Source organism: uncultured Maribacter sp. (genome assembly GCF_947500985.1).
In the GTDB taxonomy this organism is placed as follows: Bacteria; Bacteroidota; Bacteroidia; order Flavobacteriales; family Flavobacteriaceae; genus Maribacter.
In genome coordinates this window covers 58783-85688 of record NZ_CANMTX010000002.1, presented here as the reverse complement: position 1 = coordinate 85688, position 26906 = coordinate 58783, and the positions used below count along the sequence as shown (strand labels likewise).

The window sequence follows — 26906 nt, the reverse complement described above, 5'->3', positions numbered from 1 at the left end:
TTACTCCTCTTTATTATTCACCAACCCTTTAGTGAACTCATTTAGGGTTTCCACTTTTTCTTCGAAATCGCCTTTGATGGTTTTTCGAAACTCGTTAAGGTTTTTTACAAGATCGTCTATATTTTCTGGAATAACATCCTCAAAAAATTGACGCAATCTTTTTGCGGTAGTAGGTGATTTTCCGTTGGTCGAAATCGCCACTTTTACATTTCCCTTGGTAACTATGCCGCCCATGTAGAAATCGCAAAAAGGAGGGTTGTCGGCTACGTTCACCAGTATTTGTCTTTCCCTACAATCATGATATACCTGCTCATTTACTGGTACATTGTCTGTAGTCGCAATTGCAATATGTTTCCCTTTTAAGTATGATACTTCATAGGGCGCTACATTCATTTTTATGTTGAACTTGTTGGCCAATACAATAGTTTCTTCCCTAAACATTGGTGACACCATTTCAACTTGTGCGGTAGGACTTGACTTTAACAAGAAAGTCAATTTTTCTAAGGCAACATTGCCTCCGCCAACAATTAAAATCTGAAGGTTAGATACTTTTAAAAATACAGGGTAAAGCTCATTCCGTTCCATTTGCAATTTTATTTTCTTCTGTTTTATAGTTGATGGTAACACGTGTACCTTGTCCAAGTTCTGAGTTTATGAATAAACGACCGTTAATATAGTTAATACGTTCTTTCATAAAAAACAGACCCATACCGCCTTCACTATTATTTTTTGGTAATTTTCCTAAAATAGAATCATCAAAACCTTTGCCATCATCATCTATGACTACACTTAAAATAGGATAGGAGTAATTTAAGGTAACCAAAATATAATTTGCTTCTGCATATTTTATGGCATTGTTAACCGCTTCTTGGGTAACACGATAAATATTGGTTTCAGCTAACGAATCAAACCTTATATTGGCATCGGTCTTATTTTTAAACAGAACGGTTTTACCTGTAAGTTTAGACAGCTCCGTAGTCATTTTATGTATTGCAGGGAAAATGCCGTGATCACTTAATTCTGGCGGAGTAAGATTAAAAGTAGCTGTTCTGACCCCTTTTATTAAGTCTGATGTCAGTGACTTTAAATAAGCTATTTTCTCTCTCGTCTTGTCCTTGTTTTCAATATCAATTGATTCAATATTAAATTTAAGTGCGGTCAACATTTGTCCAATACCATCATGGATATCTTTGGCAATACGCTTGCGCTCCTCTTCTTGACCTTCAACAATTTGACTTGCTTGCACCTTTTTTTGCTGCATGCGTTCTTCAAAATTCTGCTTAGTTAACTCTTGTACTTTAAGTTGATTTTCTTTTCGTTCGGTGATATCTGAACACAGAATTAAAATATCTTGTTCTAAGGTAGATTGATGCATGGGTACTATTGACATATCTAGCCAAATTGTAGTTCCTTTGGTGGTTACCACCTGGAGCTCTTCTGTACGCATCACATTTTTCCTATTAATTTTCAGAACTTCTTTGAGATAAGATTGTTGACCTTCTTCAACGGTCAATATTTCTGAAATAGGCTTGTTTACGGGTGTGGTCTCATGACCTAATAAATCTAAAAACTTCTTGCTTATAAAAACAATAGATCCATCTTTACGTATACTGGCAAAAAGAGCAGCATTATCAATAACAAAATTTAGTTCTTGCAACTCTTTGAGCGAGCGTTCTTTCTCGTCATATAAGCTTTGAATCTTTACTAGTTGATCTTTTGACTCTTCATCTTTACCCATTAAATGACCAATGGTATTTTTAATTTGAATGGATAATGGTCGGAAAATAACAAAGATTTCTAGAAGAAGAATTGCCAAGGAGAATGCCAATAACCAATACTCTTTTCGTTTTAGTTTTTGTAGCTGCTCATTACTACGGGCATCATATTCATTAACAATTTGATCCATGATATTTAAAAACGGACGCTCATTATCTAATAATGCGTTTAGGTCATTATCTTGAACGGTAGCGCTACTATTTTTTTCATGAGTAGAAAGTATATGTTCAACGGCTTTGACCATTGCAGAATGGTGTGGATCTAGTTCTGTAAAAAGTTGCTTAACCTTTGGGTCATCTTCATAAGGGAGGTTAAAAGAAGCATCGCCTAAATGAAGACCTTGGTGAGAGACTTTCCAAACGCTAAGTGTTTTATCAATTTCAGCTAGAATTGATTTTTTATCTGTTGGGTCGTTACTATTTTTTAACAGCAAGGTCTCTTTAACCAATTTTTGACTAAAGGCACGTTGTCTACCGGCAATATTAATAAGTACAGAGTCGCCAGATTGTGCTTTTAGGTGCAATTGAATAAGTACTTGAGCAATTATTACTGTAAGCGCTATGGCTGCCAATGCCAACAGGTACCATTTTCGTATACGTATAAACGTAGCCGTATCCAATGGTATGTTGTGTTCAATATTAGCCATAAAAAGGTGTGGTAATTTATTTTTAGGCGTCTAGAGCCTTGGTAATTAAATCTAAAGAGAATTTAGAAAGCGGTAATTTTAAAGCCGCTTCTTGACCTTTAACCGACATTTTTTTCCAGGTTTTTTGAAGAATATCTATTGTCTTGTCTTCTGGGTGTTTGTGCGCAAAAGGTTCAAAATAGAATTCTAAAAAAACCAGACAAATTACATCTTCTAAAGCCTGGGTTTCTTCGTTTTTTTTCAGCTGTTTTTTCTCTAAAAGAAACTTAACATTGTCAATGGTTTCGTCATCATAACCAACATTTTCTAAAATAGAAGCAGCTTTCTTTGCATGAAATCTTTTTAATTCTTGTCGCCATCTCAAGTAGCCCTCACGGTTCATTTCATAAGACTCTCGCGGTATTTCCCATCTACAGATATGTTGACATCTTGCAGTTAACCGTAAAGCTTCAGATGCATCTGGATCAAATGAATTAAGACTTTTTGTCATTCGAATACCATAAAGTACTTCTTTAGGGTAAGTAGTACCTTCATAGACTTCGGTATTGGGATCTTGCTTATTGGCTTCGTCAAAATGTTGAAATGCTAGTAGTAATTTATCCGTTTTCGCCATAAGTCAATTATTTACTCAAAGCTATTCAGAAAAGCCAACATACACAAAGTCCGACTCTATTTTTACAGGATATGTCGCAATTGCATCCAAAGAACCATTTAAGTTTTCTCCACTTTTTAGAGAAAATGTATTTTTATGTAATGGGCATGCAACTTTAGGTTCCATATTTTCTTCACCGATCATACCTCTAGACAATACCATTTCCATTTTATGCGGACATAAATTTTGACAAGCATACCAGGTACCTTCTCTCGTGAAATTGAACACGGCAATTTGTTTATCCTTATATTTTATACAGGCACCACCGTTTTTAGGAAATTTAGAAATAGGTGCAGCTTTGAACCAAACCTTTACGTTATTAGCAGCTACACTTTCGTACGTATTCAAAACAGATAAAGACATAATTTCGATTTTAATTTTTTAATTAATTTCTACACATGGATAATTGTAACAAAGGCCAACCAACAACTGTCAACCATCAACCGTTAGGCCCATTCTTTTGGCATTTTTTGGTCTCTTAAGGCAACATATTCAATATTGCTATCAGTTTCTTCAGAGTTTACAAAGTGTGTGTAGCGCTCTCTAATTTCTGGAGTTTCTACAGCTTCTTTCCATTCACATACATAAGAATCTACCAATGCTTGCATTTCGTCATCCAAATCTTTTACAATACCTAAAGAATCATTGATAACAACATTTTGTAGATAGGTAATACCACCTTCTAATTTCTCTAACCAAGGTGCTGTTCTTTGCAATGGTTGTGCAGTTTTAATATAGAACATGATAAAGCGATCTACATATTTTATTGCAGTTTCTTTATCTACTTTTTCAGCAAGTAAAAGAGCATGTTTAGGTGTAGCGCCACCGTTACCGCCTACGTATACATTCCAACCGCCCTCTACGGCAATGAATCCGAAATCTTTACCTCTTGCTTCGGCACATTCACGAATACAGCCAGAGACTCCGCCTTTAAATTTATGAGGAGATCGAATACCTTTATATCGGTTTTCGATTTCTACGGCAAAACTTACACTTTCATCCATACCGTATCTACACCATGTAGAACCTACACAACTTTTTACGGTACGTAAAGATTTACCGTATGCTTGTCCGGTTTCAAATCCTTCTTCAATCAATTCTTCCCAAATTAATGGTAGTTCGTTCAATTTTGCACCGAACATATCTATGCGTTGCCCACCAGTAATTTTGGTGTACAGATCATATTTTTGAGCTATTCTACCAATTGCCATTAATTGCTTTGGGGTAATTTCACCACCAGCAACCCTAGGCACTACAGAATAGGTTCCGTTACGTTGGATATTTGCTAAATACCTATCGTTAGTATCTTGAATTGTTTCTTGTCTATTTGCGGTTTCGTTATAAAGACTTGCAAAAATAGCTGCTACAGCAGGTTTACACACTTCGCATCCATTACCGGTACCTACTTCATCTAACAGGGTGTCGTAATCGGTAATACCTTTCAACTTCGCTAAATCAAAAAGCTCTTGTCTAGAATAATCGAAATGTTCGCAAAGGCGTTCTTTGACAGTTTTACCAAGTGTTTTTAAGCTTTCTTTTATTAAGTCGGCAACCATTGGTTTACAACCGCCACAACCTGTAGTTGCTTTTGTAGCCTTGGCCACATCTTTCATGGTTTCGTTACCATCATCTAGTACCGAGCAACAAACGTCACCTTTGGTAACTGCTTCACACGAGCAGATTACGGCATCGTCTGGTAAATCCATAGCGCTACCAAAAGCAGAACCCTCGCTTGCGGGTAAAATTAATTGAGAAGCATCTTCAGGAATTGGCATTCCGTTCAAATAAATTTGGTGCAACATACTATAGTCTGAAGCATCACCAACTAAAATTCCTCCCAACAGTTCTTTACCATCAAGACTTACATTGATTCTTTTATATAAATGCTGTGTTTTATTTTCGAATATAATAGAGTGACCCTTAGCTGCAGGCATAAAAGGCTCACCGAAACTAGCTACATCAACACCAATTAATTTTAGTTTGGTAGACATGTCTATCTCAGATGGCATTAGCGTTTCTGTTTTGCCTATAATTTGATCTACCGCTACACCCGCCATATCATAACCAGGGGCAACCAAACCATAAATCATATGATTGTAAAGTGCAATTTCGCCAATAGCGTATATATTACTATCGGATGTTTGCATTTTGTTATCTACAACAATACCGCCACGAACACCAACTTCTAATCCCGAATTTTTACCCAGTTCATCTCTAGGGCGAATTCCGGCAGAAACAACCAACATATCAACATCTAGAACATCGTCTTCTCCAAACTCCATACCGGTGATGTAGCCGTCATCTCCTAAAATTTGATTGGTAGCTTTACTTAAATGAATATTTAATCCAATAGATTCTAATTTCAATTGCAATACTTGACTACTTCTAGAATCTAATTGTCTTGGCATTAATTTAGGGGCAAACTCCACGATATGTGGCTCTAAGCCCATATCCATAACTGCTTTACCGGCTTCTAGGCCTAAAAGTCCTCCGCCTAAAACAGCAGCCTTGGCATTCGGGTTCTGTGCTTTTAATTTAGCGGCATAAGCTAACATACCTTCTAGATCTTCAATAGTTCGGTATACAAAAACACCTTCTTTTTCAACACCTTTAATTGGCGGTACAAAAGCAGATGAACCTGTTGCTAAAACCAGATGGTCATAAAAGAACTCTCTATCTTTAGCTGTAGTTATGGTCTTGTTGGTTCTGTCGATATCGGCAACGCGCTCGTCAACAATTAATTCGATACCATTTTCAGAGTACCATTCTGCCGGAGCCATTTCTAAAGCTTTAGCATCTTGGTTTTCAAAAAATTCACTTAAGTGAACTCTGTCATATGCAGGTCTTGGTTCTTCTCCAAAGACAATAAGTTTAAATTGTTTGCTTTCCTCTTTAGCGACAAATTTCTCGCAAAATTTGTACCCTACCATTCCATTACCGACAACTAGTATAGTTTTCATACCCTTATTATTTAGCTACAAAGCAATATTACGTATAAATACGTATATATTCTATGATTATACCGAAATAATTACGTATTCTTGTTATGGAATCAATAATTAATAAACCAATATACTATGAAGATGGAATTAGAGAAAACGGTTAAAGTAAGTCTGGTAGGCGCTGGTCCGGGTGCTAAAGACCTAATAACAGTAAGGGGTTTAAAGATTTTGAATGAAGCGGATGTAATATTGTATGATGCATTAATTAGTGATGAGCTATTATCTGAAATACGTATTGATATACCTAGAATATATACTGGTAAAAGATGTGGTAAACATTCGCACACCCAAGGTGAGATCAATGAACTTATAGTAAAATATGCATTCGAATATGGTCATGTAGTACGTTTAAAAGGAGGCGACCCTTTTGTTTTTGGGCGGGCGAATGAAGAGATTGATTATGTAGAATCTTTTGGTATACCGGTAAGCATTATACCAGGAATATCAAGTTCCATCGCCGTGCCATCTAGTCAAGGTATACCCATGACCAAGAGAGGTGTTAGTAGTAGTTTTTGGGTAATGACCGCAACCAAAAAAGATGGCACATTCTCCCAAGATTTGCAATATGCCGCTAAATCATCGACTACTATGGTGATTTTAATGGGGATAAGAAAATTAAATCAAATTGTTGATGAGGTTAGTAAATACAGGGGTAGAATGACGCCTGTTGCCGTAATTCAAAATGGAACAACACCAAATGAAAAATGTGTAGTGGCCACATTAGATACTATGCATAAGTACACACCGACTATAGAGACCAATGTTCACGGTATAATTGTTATTGGTGATGTTGTAGCAGATCATCCATCCTTTTTTGAAGAAGAAGTACAGCGTATATTGCATGATGCCATTTAAAGCATATTTCTTCCTTTCTACGTAGCGATTTTAAGATGACAACTTCTTGTTTTAAATCTGAAATTAAGAATAGCTAAATTTTATACATTCAAAATTTAGAATATAATAATGAAGGGGCTTAAATTGTAAAATTTGTGTAATTATGCGTAGTAAAAGTGTAAATTATTCAAAACTACGTATAATTACGTATTAAATGTCTTAGGTTTGTATTGGATTTATAAACGTAATCTGCAACACCATGGAAAATCAATCTAAAAAATCAACTACTTTAAAGTTAACAGATTTGAAAAGTATGCCTATTCGTACTTTTTGGATTACTTCGATAGCATTCTTTATTTGCTTTTTTGCTTGGTTCGGTATTGTACCGTTTATGCCAGATGTAGTAAAAGATTTAGGTTTGACTCCCGATCAAAAATGGAATTCAATCATATTAGCGGTAACGGGTACTGTTTTCGCAAGATTGTTGATAGGTAAGTTGTGTGATAAATATGGTCCAAGATTATGTTATACCTATTTATTGATTCTAGGTGCTATACCTGTAATACTTATCGGATTTGTTCAAACACCTACTCAATTCTTAATATGTAGATTGTTTATAGGTTTTATAGGTGCATCATTTGTAATTACACAGTTTCATACTTCTATTATGTTTGCCCCCAATATTGTAGGTACTGCCAATGCTACTTCTGCAGGGTGGGGTAATTTAGGTGGCGGGGCCAATCGTCTTGGTATGCCTTTAATTGCTGCTGCGGTAGTAAGCTTTGGTGTTGCCGATGAAATTGCTTGGCGTTATTCAATGATCATTGCCGGTGTAATCGCTATGATAATGGGTGTTGTTTATTATTTCTTTACACAAGATACCCCTGAAGGAAATTTTAAAGAATTAAAGGAAGCGGGTAAAATGCCGAAGCTTAAAAAAGATGAAGAATCATTTGTAAGTGTTCTAAAAGATTATCGAGTTTGGATTCTTTTTATAGTATATGCAGCATCATTTGGTATGGAGCTAACGGTATATGGTACTATGGATGATTACTTGCAAAACACATTCGGACTTACAAGATCCACCGCCGGTAACTTGGTACTTTCTTTTGCGTTGATGAATATTTTTGCCCGTACGTTGGGTGGTTTTTTCGGTGATCGATTTGGAAGGCTAAAGGGCTTGCGAGGTAGAGTATTGTTTTTAACTGTAATACTTGCGCTTGAAGGTGTTATGCTTTCAATCTTTTCTACAACTACCAGTTTTGCCATGGGTATAGTTTTTCTAATAGCTTTTAGTCTAACCGTTCAAATGGCTGAAGGAGCAACCTTTTCGGTAGTACCTTTCATAAACAAAAAAGCTATTGGTTCTATTTCGGGTATTGTTGGTGCAGGTGGTAATGTTGGTGCTTTTTTGGCAGCGCTTTTATTGAAATCAAAATCTGCTATGGCAGAAACCAATGCTTTAGCTGCAAATTCAAACTTAGGCGAAGAAGCCATGAAGACGGCACATGCTGCTGCTGCGTCGGGTGCTGTGTCAAGTGGTTACTTTATAATTGGTGGTTTTGTAGTTGTTACCGCATTGACAACATTGGCTATTAAATTCTCTGCAGAAGATGAAAAACAGGTAAAGGAAGAATTGGCTAAATCATCGAAACCTGTAATAAAATTAGCAACAAGCTCTATATAAGATAGTATTTCTATGCGCACAGGTACAGACTACATATCAAATTACTCAACCAATAAATCTGGTATGGTTGATAGCGCTTGTAGTATATGTACCAATCAAAATTGCCTTATTAGAAAAAATATTGATTCTCCGAATATTGATAAGTTAGTTCAGGCTAGAAAGGAGATAAAGTGTAAAAAAGGACAACAGTTTATTATGGAAGGTGCTTCTGTAACTGGTCTGTTCTTTTTGTTAAGTGGTAAGGTAAAAGTTTTAAGAACCGGTCTACATGGTAAAGAACAAATAGTTCGTTTTGCTACTCCCGGTGAAATTATTGGGCATAGAGGTTTTGGAACGGAAGAAACCTACCCAATAAGTGCAATTGCGCTTGTCGATTGTACCTTATGTTATTTTTCAAAAGAAATACTTCAACAGACATTAAGAGAATTTCCTAGCCTTACGTATGATTTCATGTTATTCTATGCCAACGAATTAAACCGTAGTGAAATTAGAGTAAAATCATTATCTCAAATGACGGTTAGAGAACGTGTTATTGATACCTTATTATATATAAACCGAAAATTTGGTCAAACCAATGGTTTTTCTTCCCTATTATTAAGTCGACGTGAATATGCTGACTATGCCGGTACAACCGAAGAGCAGGTTATAAGAATGTTTTCTATTCTTAAAAAAGAAGGCTTATTAATTATTAAAGGTAAAAGAGTAGGTATTTCTAATATTGAGCTACTTAAAAAAGAAATCTCAGAACACAACTTCTACTTAGATAGTTAATAATACGTACTCCCTAGATTCCACTACTTACGTAGTTAAACCCCCTTGTTTTTTACTTAGTAATTTACTGACAAACAAGCTTTTATAATATAAGCTGCCTTTTCGCATATTATTTTATGGTTACGGATCATATTATAATATGGTGCAAAAAGATGTTTGAATATTCCTAATGTCATTTATGAAAAACATCATTACGTATATATTTGTTGAAATAAGTATTAATACGTAGAACAATAAATTATATGATTATGAAAAACATTTTTACTACATCTATTTTAACCCTCTCCCTCGCCATGCTATTTACAGCTTGTGGAGATACAAAAAGCAAGAAAGCTGAAGCTGTTGCAGAAGAAGCTGTAACGTCTAAAACTAAAATGCTAGATATAGAAAAGCCTCAATTAACATTTGGCTTTATCAAACTAACAGATATGGCTCCTTTGGCTATAGCAAAAGAAAAAGGCTTTTTTGAGGAAGAAGGACTTTTTGTTTCTGTAGAAGCACAATCTAACTGGAAAAATGTTTTGGATCGTGTAATTGACGGTCAATTAGATGGGTCTCATATGTTAGCGGGTCAGCCAATTGCTGCAGGGGCAGGTTTTGGTAGACAAGCAAAATTGGTTACTCCTTTTTCTATGGATTTAAATGGAAATGGTATAACGGTATCTAATGATGTTTGGTCTAAAATGAAGCCGAATGTACCAGCAGATTCAGAAGATAAGCCTATTCACCCAATTAAAGCAGATGCTTTAAAGCCTGTAATTACTTCATATAAGAATGAAGGTAAACCTTTTAAAATGGGAATGGTTTTCCCGGTATCTACCCACAATTACGAATTGCGTTATTGGTTAGCAGCTGCTGGTATTCACCCAGGTATGTATACTGCCGATAATGTACAAGGTCAAATAGATGCTGAGGTGTTATTATCTGTTACGCCTCCGCCACAAATGCCAGCAACTTTAGAATCAGGTACTATTTATGGATACTGTGTAGGTGAGCCTTGGAACCAGCAAGCTGTTTTTAAAGGAATCGGTGTACCGGTTACTACAAACTATGATATCTGGAAAAACAACCCAGAGAAAGTATTTGTAATGACGAAGGAATTCGTAGAGCAGAATCCTAATACTGCCATTGCGGTAACTAAAGCATTGATCAGAGCAGGTAAGTGGTTAGACGAACCTTCAAATAGAGCTGAAGCTGTTGAAATACTTTCAATGTCACAATATGTTGGTGCGCCAAAAGAAGTATTGGCTAATTCTATGACAGGTACATTTGAATTTGAAAAAGGCGATAAGCGTGATATGCCAGATTTTAATGTGTTCTATAAATACAACGCAACGTATCCTTTCTATTCTGACGGAATATGGTTCTTAACACAAATGCGTAGATGGGGTCAAATTCCTGAATCAAAATCTTCTGATTGGTACGCAAGTACTATAAAAGACATTTACCGTCCTGATATTTGGAAAAAAGCCGCAGATCTTTTGGTTGCAGAAGGTCAAATACCAGCAGCTGATGTTCCTGATACAGATGGTTTTAAAGCAGCTACTTCAGATTTTATTGATGGTACAAGCTATGATGCCAAAGATCCAATTGGATATATCAATAGTTTCTCGATTGGTAACAAAGACAAGAAATAAGAACTTTTATCATTGATCTAAAATTGAATAATATGGAACAAGAAATGGTCTTAAAAAAAGAAAGTAATATGGTCTCAAATTTTAAGCAGACAATTTTAAAGCTAACACCCAGTATGAAAAAAGATGGGGTTTTCAAATCTCTGAAAAATACAGGTATAACACTCTTATCCATTCTATTGTTTTTAGGTCTTTGGCAAATGGGTTCAAAAGCACTTTACAATAAAGAAGCAAATTACAGAGTTGAAAAAGCGCTTCAAGAAAGAGGTGAAGAAGCCGCTGCTGCAGAGCGCGCGTGTATAGAGTCTGGCGACAGTAGTTGCCAGCCAAACACATTACCGTCGCCTTCTCAAGTATGGGCATCCTTACAATCTTTGATAGCGGACCATCAAGTTATTAGTGCCGATAAAGCTGCTTTTGCAGAGAAAATGGCAGTCACTAATGAGAAAATGATTTCACAAGGTAAAGATACAATTGTATATACGGGTAGAGCCTCATTTGTAGATATCGTTTTAACAAGTATAAAAACAGTATTTGCTGGTTTTCTTTTAGCAATGTTTATCGCAGTGCCTATTGGCATAATTATAGGTCTTAGTCCGTCATTAAGAAGTGCTTTCAACTGGTTCATTCAAATTTTTAAACCGGTATCTCCAGTAGTTTGGTACCTGTTAGTTTTTATGATTGTGAAAACACTATATATCGGCGATAGTTCAGACAATGCATTTGTAATTTCTTTTATAAGTGTGGGTCTTTGTGCCATGTGGGCAACTTTGGTCAATACGGCAATGGGTGTTGCATCTGTAGATAAAGATTATATCAATGTTGCCAAGGTTTTAAAGTTGGGTACGTTCCAGAAAGTGTTCAAGGTTATTTTGCCGTCTTCTTTACCATTAATTTTTACGGGATTACGAATTACACTTTCCGTGGCGTGGATGGTATTGATCGCTATTGAGCTTTTAGCACAAAGTCAAGGATTAGGTCTTTTCGTTTGGGAAGAATTTCAGAACGGGGCAAACGATTCCAACTCAAAAATTATCGTAGCAATGTTTGTCATAGGTATCATTGGATTCTTGTTAGATAGGCTAATGTTAGCGGTACAGAACATGGTTTCTTTTAATAAAAATGAAATGGCATAACGCTATCAAAAAGTTAGAATATGGCATACTTAGAACTAAATAATATTTACAAAACCTATGGTGAGGGAGATGGTAGTACAGAAGTACTTTCCAATATTAACCTGACTATGGATGAAGGTGAATTTGTAGCTATTGTAGGATTTACGGGAAGTGGTAAAACAACTTTAGTAAATCTTATAAACGGGCTCTTGCAACCAACTAGCGGAGAGGTTCTTTTTAAAGGAAAGCCGGTAACTGATACCAGTCATGAGCGTGGTGTAATTTTTCAGAACTATTCACTATTGCCTTGGTTGACGGTGGGTCAAAATATTTACATGGCGGTAAAAGAAGCTTTTCCGAAAGAGAGTAAAAAAGCCTTAATGGAAATTGTGAAAAATTATGTAGGCATGGTTAACCTTACCCCGGCAATCAATAAAAGACCTAAAGAACTATCCGGTGGTATGCGACAAAGGGTTGCGGTTGCACGTGCGCTGGCCATGAATCCAGAAATGATCATTATGGATGAACCTTTAGGAGCTTTAGATGCTTTGACAAGGGGAAATTTACAAGATGAAATCTTAAATATTTGGAGCCAAGACAAGCGTACCGCATTATTGATCACCAATGATGTAGACGAAGGTATTTATATGGCAGATCGGATTATTCCACTAAAGCCAGGACCAAATGCAACATTGGGACCAGAGTTTAAAATAAACATTGATAGGCCTAGGGATAAAACGGCAATGAACGATAATCCTGAATACAAGAAAACAAGAAACTCCATCATTGAGTATTTAATGGACATCGGAGATGAAAGAAAAACGGTATCAGAGGTCGAATATAAATTACCAGAGCTTACGCCAAAAAGCTTCGTAGCCTAAAGAAACATTATATGAACACAGCACAACAATCTAACCAGACATATTCAGAAAACGGTATTGTTTATCCATCCAATATAATGCTAGATCTTTCTAATTTAAAAAAGGTTTATCCAACGCCAAAGGGCGATTATGTTGTACTAGAAGATTTAAATCTACAGATACTAAAAGAAGAGTTTGTGACGATTATAGGACATTCTGGTTGTGGAAAAACAACCATGCTTTCCATGATAGCAGGTCTTAATGAAATCTCTGGAGGTAATATTTCGGTTTTAGGAAATCCGGTAAAAGGTCCAGGACCAGATAGAGGGGTCATATTTCAATCTCCAAGTTTAATGCCCTGGATGAGCGCATTGGATAATGTATTACTGGGGGTAAATCAAGTTTTTCCAGATGCGACAAAAGCACAGCGCCAAGATGTTGCAAAATATTATTTGCATAAAGTAGGCTTGGAAGATGCCTTTCACAAAAAAGCATCAGAATTATCTCAAGGTATGCAGCAACGTGTGGGTATAGCAAGGGCATTTGCCATAAAACCAAAAGTATTGTTGTTAGATGAGCCTTTTGGAATGCTGGATTCTTTGACCAGAGGAGAGCTACAAGACATCTTGATAGAAATCTGGAACAAAGAAAAAATTACAGCGGTCATGATTACACATGATGTTGATGAAGCCATATTTCTAGCTGATCGTGTCATTATGATGACCAGCGGACCAAAAGCAAAAATCGGAGATATTCTTAACATCGATTTTGAAAGACCGCGAACTCGAAAATCCGTTTTAGAAAACGATGATTATTACACCTATAGAAAACACCTAATAGACTTTTTAGAACACTAACAAATAACTCAATCAATTATTAAAAATTACGATTATGAAAAAACAATACTTAATCATCACCTTATTGTTTCTTGCGGCAAATTCAATTTATGCCCAATTTACATTAGACGGTCAGTTTAGACCAAGAACAGAATATAGAAATGGTTTCGGAAGTATAATTCCCGATGCCGCAGATGCCGGTTTCGCAATCTCTACCCGTGCCCGCTTAAATGCCAAATATGAATCTGAAGCATATCAGTTTTACTTAAGCATACAAGATGTAATGGTTTGGGGCGAGAACAGACAAATTCTACCTGATGACCAAAATGACTCGTTCGCAGTTTTCGAAGCTTGGGCGAATATTAATTTAGGCAAAGGCTGGTCTACTAAGCTAGGTAGACAAGTAATTTCATATGACGATCAACGTATTTTTGGCGGACTGGATTGGGCGCAACAAGGTAGAAACCATGATGCGGGACTTTTAAAGTACAAAAAAGATAAGTTTATGTTAGATGTAGGTCTTGCTTTTAGTCAAGATTTTGATAACCCAACAGGATTTCAATCTGTAGGTACGGCTTATAATACTACAGGGTTTTTTACATATAAGACCATGCAATATCTATATGCGAAACAACAAGGAGAAAAATTTTCAGGTAGTTTATTGATATTGAACAATGGTTTTCAAAATTTTGACATTGATGGTGCTGCAGATGGTGTAAGTAGCTTACAGACTATTGGAACTCACTTGGGTTATAAATCAGGTAAATTCAATGCAATGGCTAATTTATTTATACAAACAGGTGAAAGACAAGGTGAATTAGATGTTAAAGGTGCTTATTTACTAGGCTTGGAGCTAGGTTATAAAGCTAGCCCTAAAGTAGCCTTAGGTCTGGGTACTGAAGTAATCAGCGGTAATGATGGTGAACCTGGCGAAACTGGAGCCTTCTTTCCATTATACGGTACCAACCATAAGTTTAATGGGTTTATGGATTATTTCTACGTAGGTAACCATGCCAATTCAGTTGGTCTTTTTGATATTCACGCAAGTGCTAAGTTCGATTTAGGTAAGCAGTCTAGCTTAATGGTTAAGGTGTTGAATTTTAGTGGAGAGCAAGACTTACCAAGCGGTGAAAAATCTTTAGGTACTGAGATTGATTTAGTATATGCTAAAAAATTCAAAGGATACGGTTTAGCAATTGGGTATTCTCAAATGTTTGCTTCAGACGGTATGTATGAACTAAAAGGTGTATCAGAAGATTTAGCTGCTAGTAGCCAAAATTGGGCATGGGTACAGTTAACAATTAAGCCTCAGTTTTTAAACACGAAAAAAGAATAGTACTTGTTATAGAAATTATTTAATACGGTCTAAATAGCCCAAGGGTTATCTAGACCGTATTTTCATTTTTAAAATTATACGTATTTTAGCATGTTACGTATAATTACCTAAGTTTTGAGTGAAACAACGAGAATAGTATTGGCAGATGACCACGCTTTGGTCAGGGACGGAATCCGTTCGTTATTAGAGTCCGAATCTGATTTGGAAGTCATTGGTGAAGCATCCAATGGTAAAGAAGCTATTGAATTGGTAGCTAAGGTGAATCCTGATCTTTTAATCATTGATATTAGAATGCCCGTAATGAACGGTATTGATGCCGTTGCTGAACTTACTAAAAGTAATTCTGAGGTGAAGACTATTATACTTTCTATGCACGACTCAGAAGAATACATTTTAAAATCTATTAGTTCGGGCGCAAATGGGTATCTATTGAAAGACACCGACAAGTCAGAATTCATTAAGGCAATACACACCGTTAGAGAAGGCGGTAAATACTTTAGTGGAGACATAAGTAATGTTTTGGTAAATAACTTATTGGGCACTAAGAAAGAAGTTATTAAAGAAGAGGCACCACGTAAAACCGGAGATAATGTTTTTGACTTGACCAATAAAGAACTGAAGGTTCTAGAATTGGTGTTGTCTGGTCTTACTAATCAACAGATATCAGAAAAACTTCAAAATAGTAAACGTACCATTGAAACGCATCGTTTTAATTTAATGCGTAAGATGGATGTAAAAAACCTTATTGATCTTTCTAAAAAATCGCAAAAGCACAACCTTATTTAGAGGCTTCATTTCTACTTTTATTTGGTTATCGTTGATATAGAATGTAACGCGTAAATTAGGCTATAGCCTGTATCTATATTTTAACACATCTACGTACCACTTTCTCATTTATTGATCAATTCTCAGTGTAATAATGAGAAAATTGCGGATCATTCGATTATAAGCAAAACATTTATGATAAAAAAATACGTATTTATACGTACTTTTTATAATTTGCAGTATACTTCTGAACCATTCTTTATCATCGATAAAATGAATAGTAATAAAACTCATAAAACAATATGTTCCTATTGCGGCGTAGGCTGTGGTATACTTGTAGATGTAGACGCTAAAGGAACTATTTCTGTAGATGGTGATCCTGATTATCCATCTAATAAAGGTATGCTTTGTACAAAGGGGCGTAATCTAAACTACGTAGCACAAGACACTACAGATAGAATTCTATATCCAGAAATGAAGTGGAGTCGAAACCACCCTTTACAACGCGTTTCTTGGGATGCAGCTTTTGAGCGTGCCGCAGCCGTATTCAAGAGTATTATAGCGAAACATGGTCCAGATAGTGTTGGTTTTTATGTGTCAGGACAGTGTTTAACAGAAGAATACTATTTAATAAATAAACTGACCAAAGGATTTATTGGCACAAACAATATAGATACTAATTCTAGACTTTGCATGAGTTCTGCAGTTGTAGGATATAAGAAAACCTTGGGAGAAGATTCTGTTCCCATTTCATATGAAGATATAGAACTGGCAGATTGTTTTTTGATTGCAGGAGCTAATCCGGCATGGTGTCATCCTATTTTATATAGAAGGTTAGAAAAGCACAAAGAAGAGAATCCGAATGTAAAAATCATTGTTGTAGACCCACGTAAAACACAGACTTGCGCAGGTGCAGATTTACATTTACAAATTCTACCAGGTACAGACGTAATTCTATTTAATGCTATAGCACGTAGATTAATTGAAAAAAGAAAAATAGATACTGCCTTTATAAAAAAGCATACTGCAAATTTTGATGCTTGCAAAGAAATGGCATTCACTTTAAGCCTTAAAGAGGCTGCTAAAAAATGCGATATTCCTGTTGATGATATTCGTAAAGCTGCTGAGTACATAGGTAATGCTAAAAAGTTCATAAGCATGTGGACAATGGGGCTGAACCAAAGTGTTATTGGTGTAGCCAAAAATGTATCGTTACTTAACCTGTCTCTTTTGACAGGGCAAATTGGTAAACCTGGGGCAGGACCCTTTTCATTGACGGGTCAACCAAATGCGATGGGCGGAAGAGAAGTAGGTGGTATGGCCAGTCTATTGGCAGCACATAAAGATTTAGGAGATAAGGCACATAGAAAAGAAGTGTCAGATTTTTGGGGAGGTGGAGAAATACAGTCAGAACCAGGCTATACAGCAACAGAAATGTTCGATGCCCTAGATGAAGGAAAGTTAAAAGCGATTTGGATCGTATGTACTAACCCTGCGGTAAGTATGCCAAATTCTAACAAAGTAGAAAGAGCATTAAAAAAGGCAAAATTCGTAGTAGTACAAGATATATCCCATAACTCAGAGACCACTAAATTTGCCGATTTATTATTACCGGCAGCAGGTTGGTTAGAGAAAGAAGGCACGATGACCAATTCAGAAAGACGAATTAGTCATTTACCTAAAGTTATAGATGCGCCGGGTGAGGCATTGCCAGATGCAGAAATCATTTGGAGATTTGCACAAGCAATGGGCTATAATGGCTTTGATTATAAAAATAGCAGTGAAGTCTATGATGAGCATTGCTTATTAACAAAAGGTACTGAAATAGATATATCTGGTCTGTCTTACGAACGATTAATCAATGAAGGTAGTTTCCAATGGCCTGTACCACATAAAACACATAAGGGAACACCAAGGTTATTTACAGACCTTAAGTTCTTTACCAATGATAAAAAAGCACATTTTAATGCACCTATTACGCTCTACAATAAGTCTGAGGAAACTAACAATGAGTATCCGTTAATATTGAATTCAGGTAGGGTTCGTGATCAATGGCATACCCGTACCAAAACAGGTAAGGTAAAAAGATTATTGACCCACATACCGCAACCTTATTTAGAAATGAACGCGGTAGATGCCTACCTGAGAAAAATCAAGGAAGGGGATATTGCGGTAGTAAAAAGCCGAAGAGGAGAAGTACAGGTAAAAGTGCAGCTCAATTATGATATACGAGAATCTGTTGTTTTCTTGCCTATGCATTGGGGTAAAGTATTGAACAATGATTTTGGTAGGGCAAATAACCTGACTAATGATTTAGTGGATCCCGTTTCAAAAGAACCCGATTTTAAATATTGTGCCGTTGAGGTTTCAAAATTTGTAAAAGAAAAACAGAAGATTGTAGTTATTGGAGCAGGTGCTGCGGCTTATCGCTTTATACAATCATACAGAGAGAAGAATAGTATTGATGAGCTTCATGTGTTTTCAAAAGAGAAAGATCCTTTTTACAATCGTGTTTTACTTCCAGAATATGTAAGTGACGAACTTTCTTGGGAAGCTTTAGAGAAGCTAAAGGATGGTGAATTACAGAAATTAGACGTGTCGTTACATTCGGGTATTGGTATTGACAATATCGATGCCGATAATAAAACCGTTTTAGATTCTAACGGAAAAGAACATAACTATGATTTACTGATAATGGCAACAGGTAGTAGAGCATTTATACCTAGCGATGTACAGATACAGTTGCCTGGTCGTTTTACTATGCGCGAAAGAGGTGATGCCGATAAACTGAGAAAGTATTTAGCTGAAACAGGCTTACAGGCAAAAGACCAAAATGTGGTTATAGTTGGTGGCGGACTTTTAGGTTTAGAACTTGCTGCTGCGTTAAAGAAAATGGATATTAATATCAGTATTATTCAACGCGCACCACGATTAATGGAGCGTCAATTAGATAATATTGCCAGTCGCTTATTGGCAGAAGATGTCGTAGAACGAGGTATAAATCTGTATTTCGATAATGAAGTAAGTACTGTTTTTGAAGATAAGGATCAAAAACATAGCCTATCTGTAAACCTAAAAACAGGACGTTCTATTCAGTGCAATGCTATAGTGTATGCAATTGGTACGAGACCAAATATAGAATTGGCAAAACCTACGGGGATTAAAACGCGAAGAGGTGTGGTGGTAAATTCATACTTACAAAGTAGTGATCCATCAATATTTGCTTTGGGAGAAATTGCGGAGTTTAAAAATTCACTTTTCGGTATTACCTCAGCAGCCGAACAGCAAGCAGATATTGCAGCCAATTTTATTCTTGGAGACTTTAGTAGTATTTACAACGGCTCGGTTTTAATGAATATTTTAAAGTTCGAAAACCTTGATCTCTGTAGTATTGGTATGGTCAATTCTCCGCTAGGAGATTCAACTTATGAGGAGATTATTTTAATGGACGTTAGTAAGCGTTTTTATAAGAAATGTATTGTAAAAGATGACACTCTAAAAGGTGCCATTTTATTGGGTGATAAAAATGAATTTGCAGAATTTAAAAGGCTCATTGAAGAAGAGATTGAGCTATCTGAAAAACGAAATGAATTATTGCGTGGTGCTTCGACCTCTATACCGTTAAAAGGTAAATTGGTTTGTTCTTGTAGTCAAGTTGGTGAAGGCAATGTAGTAGATGCCATTAATGGCGGATGCTCAGATTTCAACAAGTTATGTTCAGAGACAGGCGCCGGTTTGGGATGCGGTAGCTGTAAGCCCGAAATAAAAGAATTATTAAAGAAACAGCTGGTTTTAGCAAATTAAAAGAGCGAGATATGAACGATGATCTTCATAGAATATTGATAAAAGGGGGTGTTACTTCGCCTGGTGAATTGAAAGATATTATTACCATGCTAGAGGCAGCCGGACTCACAAGTGTCAATTTTGGGTCTAGACAAGATATTTTATTCCCACTTAAAGATGCTAAAGAAGAACAGCTAGAAAGTATTTCTAAGTTTAATACCGATATTATAGCTAATCGTACGTTTCAAAACATAGTCAGTTCTTATGTGTCGGCAGATATTTTTGATATGACCCATTGGCTTAAGGGCTCTACTTATCTCTATATTCTTGAAGGATTTGATTTTTTACCGAAGTTGAAAATCAATATTACCGATCCAAAACAACGCTTAGTTCCCATTTTTAGTGGCAACCTCAACTTTATAGCATCTGAACAAGAAGATTATTGGTATTTGAATATTAAATTACCACACTGGAAATCATCTGCTTTTTATCCGGTGCTTATCTATAGTTGGGATATCAATTCTATCTCAAAACAGATTGAAGAAATTTATGAGGACATTACCGATATAGATGAGTTGTTCTTTGTGATGAACAAGAACTTAGAGACTAATAATAAAACCATGGAAAAGGAGCTGAAAGTTCCTTTTCAGACCTTTCCATATTATGAGGGTATGAACCGTTTGGGTTCAGATATGTATTGGCTTGGTCTTTACTGGAGAAATAATAAATACGACCTATCATTCTTAAAAGAATTCTGCGGCTTTTGTTTAGATAATAGTATTGGTAAAATCTGTATTACCCCATGGAAATCTTTTGTAGTAAAAGGTATTAAAAAATCTAGCAGACCTGCATTAGAACGCTTTTTAGGTAAAAGAGGAATAAATGTAAGGCATTCTCAACTAGAGATGAATTGGCATGTGCCTATTGATGATGGCGAGGCGTTAGAGTTAAAGAAGTATTTAGTAAGGAGTTTTGATCAAAATGATATTAGTACCTACGGACTTACTTTTGGTATTAGCAATGAGGTGGGTAAACGTTCGCACTTTGCCTCGGTGATTATTGAAAAGAATAGTTTGCCCACCATTGTTAAAGAATTTGAAGTACGGCCAACATATAACGTGTTACATTTTGAGCATTTTGACCCCAACAGCCAAAAGTACATTACCTATGCTCAAGACATAGATAAAATAGAACTGCCAGGGTTGTTAATGGAGTTAAGTAAAATGTACTTTGATCAGTTAGGTCGCGCTGAAGATGATGAAGAAACGACTAGCGTTGAAGTTGTTGAAGCAACACAATCGCTATATCAATGCCAAGATTGCTTAACGGTTTATGATGCTACTTTTGGTGATGAAGAATTTAATATTGCCGCAGGTACTAAATTTGAAGATATTGATGATACGTATGAGTGCCCAATGTGTTCGGCTCCAAAAGCTACATTTAAGGAAGCTATGATACAGATGAGTTAAGGGCAACTGTCTGTAAAATAATGATTTACAAGGTATAAATGAGTTGAAATAAGTGCAATGGAGACAATAAATTCATTTATGAAGTTAAGACTCTGGAATGTTTCAGCATAAATTTGTGTTATAATTCTAAATAACCGCTCATGACCAGGGTAAATGTAAATGATCAAACTAAAGAACCAGCTTTGGCAAAAGCTTTAAAGTTCACTATTGTAATTGCCGCTATCGGAATTTTGTTGTGTATACTTATAATGACTTTCGGGGTTTAAACTTTGTCATAAGTCTTTTGCTTTCAATTTCTTAGTACCCTTTCTAATTAGGGCTGCATCACAGGTAGTTCTAATATTCGTTCTGGACCGTAGTACTTCAGCGCTATACCAAATACAATTACTGAAATTATCATACCAATCATAAAAACGGTATACGTCCACCGCAAAATTCGATATTTCCTCTCTAAAACAATCCCAAGAAAATAAAGGTCTTTAGTCAATGAACTATAAATGTATTCTTTATCTTTAATAAGTTCAGACATTGCCCAATTATATTGCTCTAGTTTCATTTTATGAAAATTACCGAAGAACAATAGATTCACTTTTTTACTAGTTACTTCTTCTTCTGTAAACTGACCAGAAGTAATGTTTGGTTTAGTAGCTATAATGGACATCACCATAGATATTACACTAAAAATTATAAACAGAAACGTTGGGTAAAATAGATAGTCATTAGAAGGGTTGTCTAACTTCGGAACCAAGTTTGCCAACGCCATAGAAATTATAATAGCATTTACAGAAAGTAATATATTTGCCTTTGTATCTGCAATATCACTTAGTTTCAAATGATTTTGTAGCGTAACCCTGTATAATGTTTGAATTCCCCTATCGGGTAATTCTCCCTTAAATTTAGCTTTTAAACGCTCTTTTTTTATGAGTTGGTTATTTTTCTTCTTTGCTTTGATGAGCCTCTTTATATTCTTGTCTTTCCCTTCTTGCCAATTAGTTTTGGCATAGTCTGTGTAGAAACGATGTTTCGTTCGTAGAAGAGTAATATTTTCTTCTCGCCAGTCTGCAGAAGTAATACTTCCTTTACCTATTAAGGCAAGCTCTTCTCTTAGTAACTCGGTCGTTGCCATAAAATTTTTGACATGAAAATGGGAAGAATCCGCATCGCGAATTATTTTTTCTAGTTCATTTTTTGGTTCGTATCCATTTTTCGTTGCTAGAATTAGATTGCAAACATTGGTGATAAAAGTTGGAGTACAATTATGCTTGGTTAAAAAATCTCTAGATAATTGGCAGCCATGCTCTTCATGGTTTTCATAAGAAATAGTGTAACCAAGGTCATGAAACCAAGCAGCAACTAAAAGTAGCTCGCTCTCTTCCTTACCAATTTTCTCACCTTCAATTAGTTCTTTGATGCTATCTACAACACGTTGTGTATGCCTAAGATTATGATACAGAAATTTTGAATCAGTATTGCCATTTAATTGATTAATGGCAAATTCTTCGGCTGTAGAAATTAGTGTAGACATGATGGTTTTATAATACTTTAGAAAAGTACAAAAATAATTCTCTTGCGTTTAGTGGATAGTTGGAAACCTTCGTGAATTCATCTTCATTGAAAGTAAGAATCGATAAACCTTAACACATAAGGTATAAGTTAGCACGACTAAAAAGGTGAGAATAAATTATGCTCACCTTTTATATATTAAGTCTTGTACTTTAGTTGGTAAAAAACACATTTGAAATTACGAGACCAATAATAAGTAGTACTAAAAAGGCAATCAGTATGGTTACCCCTACTTTAGTTTTTTTATTCTTTTGCAGAATGTATTGTTGTGTATTTTCTTCGGGCTCTTTTACGAACTTCGTCTCTTGTTTATTTTGTGTCATAATTTTATTTTTTAATGTAAACCGTTTTCTTGTTTACGAATTCTAAGATGCCTTCTCTAGATAGTTCTCTACCATAGCCAGATGCTTTTGTACCTCCAAAAGGCAATCGTGGATCAGATTTGACCATATCGTTTATAAAGAATGCGCCATCAGGTATATTAGATATAACATCCATTGCGGCATCTATATCTTCAGTGAATAGCATACTACCAAGTCCTAATCTAGAATTTGCAGCTAAGGCAATAGCTTCTTCTCTATTTTTTGCTTTGGTTATCGCAGCAACAGGTCCAAAAGTTTCCTCTTTAAATACGGGCATGTCTACAGTAACATCGGTTAGTATGGTAGGTGAGAAATAAGCATCGTTTCGCATATTACCTAACACAACTTTAGCACCTTGTTTTACAGAATCGTTCACTTGTTTTTGAAGTTCTTCGGCTAAATCTTCGCGAGCCATTACACCAATAAACGTATCTTTTTTCATAGGGTCGCCACCTTGAAGTGACTTCACCTTTGCAGTAAATTTTTCTAGAAAAACATCATAAATACCCTCACAAACTATAAAGCGTTTTGCAGCAATACAGCTTTGACCCGTGTTCTGCATACGTGCAGTCACCATAGTATCTATGTGTTGATCTAAATCGGCATCTTCCCATACAATACAAGCATTGTTTCCACCAAGTTCAAGAACAGATTTTTTTAAGTTTTTTCCTGCTGTACCTGCTATTGACTTACCAGCTTTTTCGCTTCCGGTCAAGGTTACGGCTTTGATTCCGTCATTGGCAATAAGTTTTTCAATTTCTTCATGTCCCGCTTTTAAACTTTGAAAACATCCTTCAGGATATCCTGCATCTAAGAATAGCTTTTCAATAGCCATGGAACAACCAGTTACATTTTGCGCATGTTTAAGTAATGCGGTATTACCTGCGGTTAATGTAGGTGCTGCAAAACGAAGTACTTGCCAAAAAGGATAATTCCATGGCATTACGGCAAGAATACATCCTAAGGGATCGTGACTTATAAAACTTTCGTCAGCGTCTGTTTCTATGACCTCATCAGCTAAAAGATCTTCAGCGTTATGTGCATAAAAATCACATGCCCAAGCGCATTTTTCAATTTCAGAAATACCTTGCGAATAAGGTTTTCCCATTTCTTGTGTCATGAGTTCTGCATATTCCTCTTTACGTTCTATTAGCAGTTCTGCTACGTTAGTGAGAAGTTCGCACCTATCTTCAATTTCCATAGCTGCCCAAGAGGCTTCTATAACTAAAGCTTTATTTAATTTTTCTTCTATATCTGCAGTGCTGTCTTGTGTATATGTATTTACAACCTCACCGTTGTACGGATTCTTAGTTTGATATTCTTTCATGTTTCAAATTTAGAGTTAAACAGTTTGATGCATTAATTCGTTCCATATAATTCTTAACCCTTTTAGCTATTGTTAACGTCAATATTAAAAGGTTTTGAGTTAAGTAGTTGTGTCTTTATTTAAGACATTTGTATAGCAGGATAATAAATATTTTATCAGGTATAAAAAAACGTTTAATTTAAAATATATAATATGAACAATAGTGGAAATACATTATTAGCAATTATCGCAGGATCTGCCATAGGTGCAGCCTTAGGAATTCTTTACGCACCAGATAAGGGTGAGAATACAAGAAAATTAATTGCTGATCAAGCAGCTGCTACAAGAGATAATTTTGCAGATAGTGCAGTAGATCTAAAAAATAGAGTTGCTTCTAAAATGACTGACGAAAAGCAAACATTGGACACAAGAGTAGAATCTTTAGTATCTGATTTAAGTTATAAAACAGAGGATGTGATTTCAACCTTAGAGAAAAAATTGTCTGAGTTGAAGACAAAAAATAAGAAACTGCAGAAAACAGTATAAATGGGAGTTATTGAATCACTTAACGAAACGTCTAATAAGGCAATTGATGTAGGAGAGGTTTACTATAAGAAAACCCAAGAATACTACAGGCTAAAAGTGTTTCAACAATTAACAATGACCACCGGTATGCTGCTAAAAATGGCAGTTGTAGGTGGTCTTGCTTTTTTGGCACTTATATTTATAACTGTAGCTGGTGTCGTTTTCTTGGCGAACATTCTTGAGAGTATGGTTGGCGCATGTTTAATTGCCGGAGTTTTATTTATAGTGTTATTAATTTTAGCTTATGTTTTTAGAGGTAAAATTGATAATATGCTAGTAAAAAAGCTGTCTGTTAAATTCTTTAATTAAGAAGATATGTACAAAAATTTTGAGGAAATAGAGTTTAATTTAAAACGCTTAAAATTAGAGCGCGAAATTGCTTTAGAAGAGCTTAAAGGATTGAAACAAGATGTACAAGAAGATTTGAGTCCGTATAATTGGGTATCGACCGCATTCTCGGCTGCCAAGAAATTTGGTATGTTATATTTGATGCGAAAAGTAGTAAAGTAATTTGCAATTAGATTGCAATGGTAATCTAGTTGAAAGCAAAAAGCACCTCTTTTAAAGAGGTGCTTTTTTTATACTGTATATATAGTAGTTTTATTCTTTTGACCAGGCGTCAAGCATCCAACTTACTTTTTCGATTTCACCGATATATGCTCCAATCATATCAATAGTTCCTTCATCTCCACCACCTTCCGCTTTCTTAATTACTTTGTTCATTTGCTTCAACAACGTTTCATGCTGATTTAAAATATGGTCTACCATATCGGTATCTGCAATAAGAGAAGAAGTTTCTTTAATAGAAGACATTTCAAAATATTTAGAAAATTCGCTAGTTGGGTTATGTCTTAAGGTTAAGATTCGCTCAGCAATTTCATCGATCTTTATTCTTGCATCGGTATATAATTCCTCAAACTTAATATGAAGATCAAAAAAGTTCTTTCCAGAAACATTCCAATGGTATCCTCTTAGGTTTTGGTAGTACAAATTGTAATCTGCCAATAGAGTGTTCAATTCATCTACGATTGGCTTTATATCTTTTGATTTTATATCTAAATAGCTCATAATTTTTGTTTAATTAATATGCTACAAAGTTAAAGGGTATAGAAGGTTACCATTGACTCAGAAAACTAAATGATGAACGTTTTACAGTTTTGGATTGGTAATAAAACTTATTCTTCTACCAAAGGTTTTAAGTTGATATATGAGTAGTTAATTTCACCTACGTGATCATACTCTGTTGAGTTTTGTTTTAATGAGCCCCAATCGAACTGATCGTTTAAATTATTCTCTTTATAGTAATTGGTCAAGCCATCGGTTAAGAGTAAATATTCGCTCAAGTTAATTTCGTTTTTCAACAGCTTGTGAGCAATGATAAGGTCTTCGCCAAAGAGTTTTATACTGTTACCAACTTTGGTCAAAGCAATTTCTTTACCGTAATGTAGTATGATTTTTAGGCCGAGTATTTCGGGTATAGATTCGGCATCTTTATTCTTCTTATGTTTTTTTCTAAGTGATGCCAGTTCTTTATAAAATTCGGTATAAAACATTCTACACTGTTCAATAAGGTTTTCTAAGCTTGGCATTTCGCCGGTCTTAAAAAATAGAACGGCATCGCCTTCAATTTCAGAAACTTTGAGTCCGATATTATTCGTGTAGATAATTTGGTTTAGAAGCGCAGGAATGATTTTTGAACTTAATTCAAAATCAGTTTCGCTCATAAACTCTGTAAAGCCGCTTATGTCTGGTATACATATTAACATAGGTTCTCCTTTCATAAGCAATGGCTATTTATATAAGGAAAGGTATACAACTTCTGCGATTAAAAAGAATCCGTATAAGAAAAATTCTACCACAATCGAACTTAGTATGTGCTACTTATGAGCTAGTTGAAAGAAGTTTTTAGGCTATAAAAGAGTTG

General features: G+C 35.6%; 25 protein-coding genes. 15 read left to right on the top strand and 10 right to left on the bottom strand.

What is annotated here, in order from left to right:
- The 5 genes from Q0871_RS03995 to nirB form a co-directional block, all read right to left on the bottom strand.
- Positions 1–585: a bifunctional precorrin-2 dehydrogenase/sirohydrochlorin ferrochelatase gene (locus Q0871_RS03995; RefSeq protein WP_299318148.1), complete on the bottom strand. Its 585-nt coding sequence runs from the start codon at positions 583–585 to the stop codon at positions 1–3.
- Positions 572–2422, bottom strand: coding sequence for an ATP-binding protein (locus Q0871_RS03990; protein WP_299318146.1), 1851 nt, complete (start codon positions 2420–2422; stop codon positions 572–574). The genes Q0871_RS03995 and Q0871_RS03990 overlap by 14 nt, the downstream gene beginning before the upstream one ends.
- Before the next feature lie 22 nt (positions 2423–2444).
- Complete coding sequence (locus Q0871_RS03985; protein ID WP_299318143.1) at positions 2445–3035, bottom strand: DUF4202 domain-containing protein; 591 nt, start codon at positions 3033–3035, stop codon at positions 2445–2447.
- Between the two features lie 21 nt (positions 3036–3056).
- On the bottom strand, positions 3057–3437 hold the full coding sequence (gene nirD / locus Q0871_RS03980) for a nitrite reductase small subunit NirD (RefSeq protein WP_299318141.1): 381 nt from the start codon (positions 3435–3437) through the stop codon (positions 3057–3059).
- A gap of 83 nt (positions 3438–3520) precedes the next feature.
- Complete coding sequence (gene nirB / locus Q0871_RS03975; protein WP_299318139.1) at positions 3521–6034, bottom strand: nitrite reductase large subunit NirB; 2514 nt, start codon at positions 6032–6034, stop codon at positions 3521–3523.
- A 123-nt stretch (positions 6035–6157) separates the two neighbouring features.
- On the opposite strand from nirB, the gene cobA reads away from it, so the two are divergent.
- From cobA to Q0871_RS03915, 12 genes are all read left to right on the top strand, one after another.
- Complete coding sequence (gene cobA / locus Q0871_RS03970; RefSeq protein WP_299318137.1) at positions 6158–6931, top strand: uroporphyrinogen-III C-methyltransferase; 774 nt, start codon at positions 6158–6160, stop codon at positions 6929–6931.
- A gap of 238 nt (positions 6932–7169) precedes the next feature.
- Positions 7170–8597 carry a NarK family nitrate/nitrite MFS transporter gene (locus tag Q0871_RS03965; protein ID WP_299318136.1) on the top strand — a complete coding sequence of 476 codons (1428 nt, stop codon included), beginning with the start codon at positions 7170–7172 and terminating at the stop codon, positions 8595–8597.
- Positions 8598–8609: 12 nt separating this feature from the next.
- Positions 8610–9368 carry a Crp/Fnr family transcriptional regulator gene (locus Q0871_RS03960; protein ID WP_299318133.1) on the top strand — a complete coding sequence of 253 codons (759 nt, stop codon included), beginning with the start codon at positions 8610–8612 and terminating at the stop codon, positions 9366–9368.
- 248 nt (positions 9369–9616) lie between these two features.
- The gene (locus Q0871_RS03955) at positions 9617–11005 is read left to right on the top strand and encodes a CmpA/NrtA family ABC transporter substrate-binding protein (RefSeq protein ID WP_299318131.1); all 1389 of its coding nucleotides are present in this window, start codon (positions 9617–9619) and stop codon (positions 11003–11005) included.
- Positions 11006–11037: 32 nt separating this feature from the next.
- On the top strand, positions 11038–12138 hold the full coding sequence (locus tag Q0871_RS03950; RefSeq protein WP_299318129.1) for an ABC transporter permease: 1101 nt from the start codon (positions 11038–11040) through the stop codon (positions 12136–12138).
- Positions 12139–12158: 20 nt separating this feature from the next.
- Complete coding sequence (locus tag Q0871_RS03945) at positions 12159–12998, top strand: ABC transporter ATP-binding protein (RefSeq protein WP_299318128.1); 840 nt, start codon at positions 12159–12161, stop codon at positions 12996–12998.
- A gap of 11 nt (positions 12999–13009) precedes the next feature.
- Positions 13010–13834 carry an ABC transporter ATP-binding protein gene (locus Q0871_RS03940; RefSeq protein ID WP_299318127.1) on the top strand — a complete coding sequence of 275 codons (825 nt, stop codon included), beginning with the start codon at positions 13010–13012 and terminating at the stop codon, positions 13832–13834.
- A gap of 34 nt (positions 13835–13868) precedes the next feature.
- Positions 13869–15149: an alginate export family protein gene (locus Q0871_RS03935; protein WP_299318126.1), complete on the top strand. Its 1281-nt coding sequence runs from the start codon at positions 13869–13871 to the stop codon at positions 15147–15149.
- Between the two features lie 114 nt (positions 15150–15263).
- On the top strand, positions 15264–15935 hold the full coding sequence (locus Q0871_RS03930) for a response regulator transcription factor (protein WP_299318125.1): 672 nt from the start codon (positions 15264–15266) through the stop codon (positions 15933–15935).
- Between the two features lie 252 nt (positions 15936–16187).
- Positions 16188–19718, top strand: coding sequence for a nitrate reductase (locus Q0871_RS03925; protein ID WP_299319765.1), 3531 nt, complete (start codon positions 16188–16190; stop codon positions 19716–19718).
- A gap of 11 nt (positions 19719–19729) precedes the next feature.
- Positions 19730–21166, top strand: a complete 1437-nt coding sequence (locus Q0871_RS03920) for a rubredoxin (protein ID WP_299318122.1) — start codon at positions 19730–19732, stop codon at positions 21164–21166.
- A 140-nt stretch (positions 21167–21306) separates the two neighbouring features.
- Positions 21307–21432, top strand: coding sequence for a hypothetical protein (locus tag Q0871_RS03915; protein ID WP_299318119.1), 126 nt, complete (start codon positions 21307–21309; stop codon positions 21430–21432).
- 47 nt (positions 21433–21479) lie between these two features.
- On the opposite strand, the gene Q0871_RS03910 is transcribed toward Q0871_RS03915, so the two are convergent.
- From Q0871_RS03910 to Q0871_RS03900, 3 genes are all read right to left on the bottom strand, one after another.
- A complete protein-coding gene (locus Q0871_RS03910) occupies positions 21480–22691 on the bottom strand; it encodes a Pycsar system effector family protein (protein ID WP_299318116.1) in 1212 nt (403 codons plus the stop codon).
- Between the two features lie 190 nt (positions 22692–22881).
- Positions 22882–23052, bottom strand: coding sequence for a hypothetical protein (locus tag Q0871_RS03905; RefSeq protein ID WP_299318113.1), 171 nt, complete (start codon positions 23050–23052; stop codon positions 22882–22884).
- Between the two features lie 4 nt (positions 23053–23056).
- Entirely contained in the window at positions 23057–24418 is a 1362-nt protein-coding gene (locus Q0871_RS03900) for an NAD-dependent succinate-semialdehyde dehydrogenase (RefSeq protein WP_299318111.1), read from the bottom strand.
- 192 nt (positions 24419–24610) lie between these two features.
- Between Q0871_RS03900 and Q0871_RS03895 the strand changes: the two genes are divergently transcribed.
- The 3 genes from Q0871_RS03895 to Q0871_RS03885 are packed head-to-tail and all read left to right on the top strand — an operon-like array spanning position 24611 to position 25492.
- Entirely contained in the window at positions 24611–24943 is a 333-nt protein-coding gene (locus tag Q0871_RS03895; RefSeq protein ID WP_299318109.1) for a YtxH domain-containing protein, read from the top strand.
- On the top strand, positions 24944–25291 hold the full coding sequence (locus Q0871_RS03890) for a phage holin family protein (RefSeq protein ID WP_299318107.1): 348 nt from the start codon (positions 24944–24946) through the stop codon (positions 25289–25291). It begins immediately after the preceding gene.
- A gap of 6 nt (positions 25292–25297) precedes the next feature.
- A complete protein-coding gene (locus tag Q0871_RS03885; RefSeq protein WP_133671188.1) occupies positions 25298–25492 on the top strand; it encodes a hypothetical protein in 195 nt (64 codons plus the stop codon).
- Positions 25493–25582: 90 nt separating this feature from the next.
- On the opposite strand, the gene Q0871_RS03880 is transcribed toward Q0871_RS03885, so the two are convergent.
- Both Q0871_RS03880 and Q0871_RS03875 read right to left on the bottom strand, forming a co-directional pair.
- Complete coding sequence (locus Q0871_RS03880; RefSeq protein ID WP_299318105.1) at positions 25583–26050, bottom strand: DNA starvation/stationary phase protection protein; 468 nt, start codon at positions 26048–26050, stop codon at positions 25583–25585.
- A gap of 107 nt (positions 26051–26157) precedes the next feature.
- Positions 26158–26763 carry a DUF2652 domain-containing protein gene (locus Q0871_RS03875; protein WP_299318103.1) on the bottom strand — a complete coding sequence of 202 codons (606 nt, stop codon included), beginning with the start codon at positions 26761–26763 and terminating at the stop codon, positions 26158–26160.
- Between the last annotated feature and the right edge of the window lie 143 nt (positions 26764–26906).

Coding starts and splice junctions, on each gene's coding strand:
- Q0871_RS03955 (WP_299318131.1), top strand. CDS start 9,617: ATGAAAAACATTTTTACTACATCTATTTTAACCCTCTCCCTCGCCATG.
- Q0871_RS03995 (WP_299318148.1), bottom strand. CDS start 585: ATGGAACGGAATGAGCTTTACCCTGTATTTTTAAAAGTATCTAACCTT.
- Q0871_RS03885 (WP_133671188.1), top strand. CDS start 25,298: ATGTACAAAAATTTTGAGGAAATAGAGTTTAATTTAAAACGCTTAAAA.
- Q0871_RS03925 (WP_299319765.1), top strand. CDS start 16,188: ATGAATAGTAATAAAACTCATAAAACAATATGTTCCTATTGCGGCGTA.
- Q0871_RS03915 (WP_299318119.1), top strand. CDS start 21,307: ATGACCAGGGTAAATGTAAATGATCAAACTAAAGAACCAGCTTTGGCA.
- Q0871_RS03910 (WP_299318116.1), bottom strand. CDS start 22,691: ATGTCTACACTAATTTCTACAGCCGAAGAATTTGCCATTAATCAATTA.
- nirB (WP_299318139.1), bottom strand. CDS start 6,034: ATGAAAACTATACTAGTTGTCGGTAATGGAATGGTAGGGTACAAATTT.
- Q0871_RS03875 (WP_299318103.1), bottom strand. CDS start 26,763: ATGAAAGGAGAACCTATGTTAATATGTATACCAGACATAAGCGGCTTT.
- Q0871_RS03905 (WP_299318113.1), bottom strand. CDS start 23,052: ATGACACAAAATAAACAAGAGACGAAGTTCGTAAAAGAGCCCGAAGAA.
- Q0871_RS03890 (WP_299318107.1), top strand. CDS start 24,944: ATGGGAGTTATTGAATCACTTAACGAAACGTCTAATAAGGCAATTGAT.
- Q0871_RS03945 (WP_299318128.1), top strand. CDS start 12,159: ATGGCATACTTAGAACTAAATAATATTTACAAAACCTATGGTGAGGGA.
- Q0871_RS03960 (WP_299318133.1), top strand. CDS start 8,610: ATGCGCACAGGTACAGACTACATATCAAATTACTCAACCAATAAATCT.
- Q0871_RS03895 (WP_299318109.1), top strand. CDS start 24,611: ATGAACAATAGTGGAAATACATTATTAGCAATTATCGCAGGATCTGCC.
- Q0871_RS03940 (WP_299318127.1), top strand. CDS start 13,010: ATGAACACAGCACAACAATCTAACCAGACATATTCAGAAAACGGTATT.
- Q0871_RS03990 (WP_299318146.1), bottom strand. CDS start 2,422: ATGGCTAATATTGAACACAACATACCATTGGATACGGCTACGTTTATA.
- cobA (WP_299318137.1), top strand. CDS start 6,158: ATGGAATTAGAGAAAACGGTTAAAGTAAGTCTGGTAGGCGCTGGTCCG.
- Q0871_RS03950 (WP_299318129.1), top strand. CDS start 11,038: ATGGAACAAGAAATGGTCTTAAAAAAAGAAAGTAATATGGTCTCAAAT.
- Q0871_RS03965 (WP_299318136.1), top strand. CDS start 7,170: ATGGAAAATCAATCTAAAAAATCAACTACTTTAAAGTTAACAGATTTG.
- Q0871_RS03880 (WP_299318105.1), bottom strand. CDS start 26,050: ATGAGCTATTTAGATATAAAATCAAAAGATATAAAGCCAATCGTAGAT.
- Q0871_RS03985 (WP_299318143.1), bottom strand. CDS start 3,035: ATGGCGAAAACGGATAAATTACTACTAGCATTTCAACATTTTGACGAA.
- Q0871_RS03935 (WP_299318126.1), top strand. CDS start 13,869: ATGAAAAAACAATACTTAATCATCACCTTATTGTTTCTTGCGGCAAAT.
- nirD (WP_299318141.1), bottom strand. CDS start 3,437: ATGTCTTTATCTGTTTTGAATACGTACGAAAGTGTAGCTGCTAATAAC.
- Q0871_RS03900 (WP_299318111.1), bottom strand. CDS start 24,418: ATGAAAGAATATCAAACTAAGAATCCGTACAACGGTGAGGTTGTAAAT.
- Q0871_RS03920 (WP_299318122.1), top strand. CDS start 19,730: ATGAACGATGATCTTCATAGAATATTGATAAAAGGGGGTGTTACTTCG.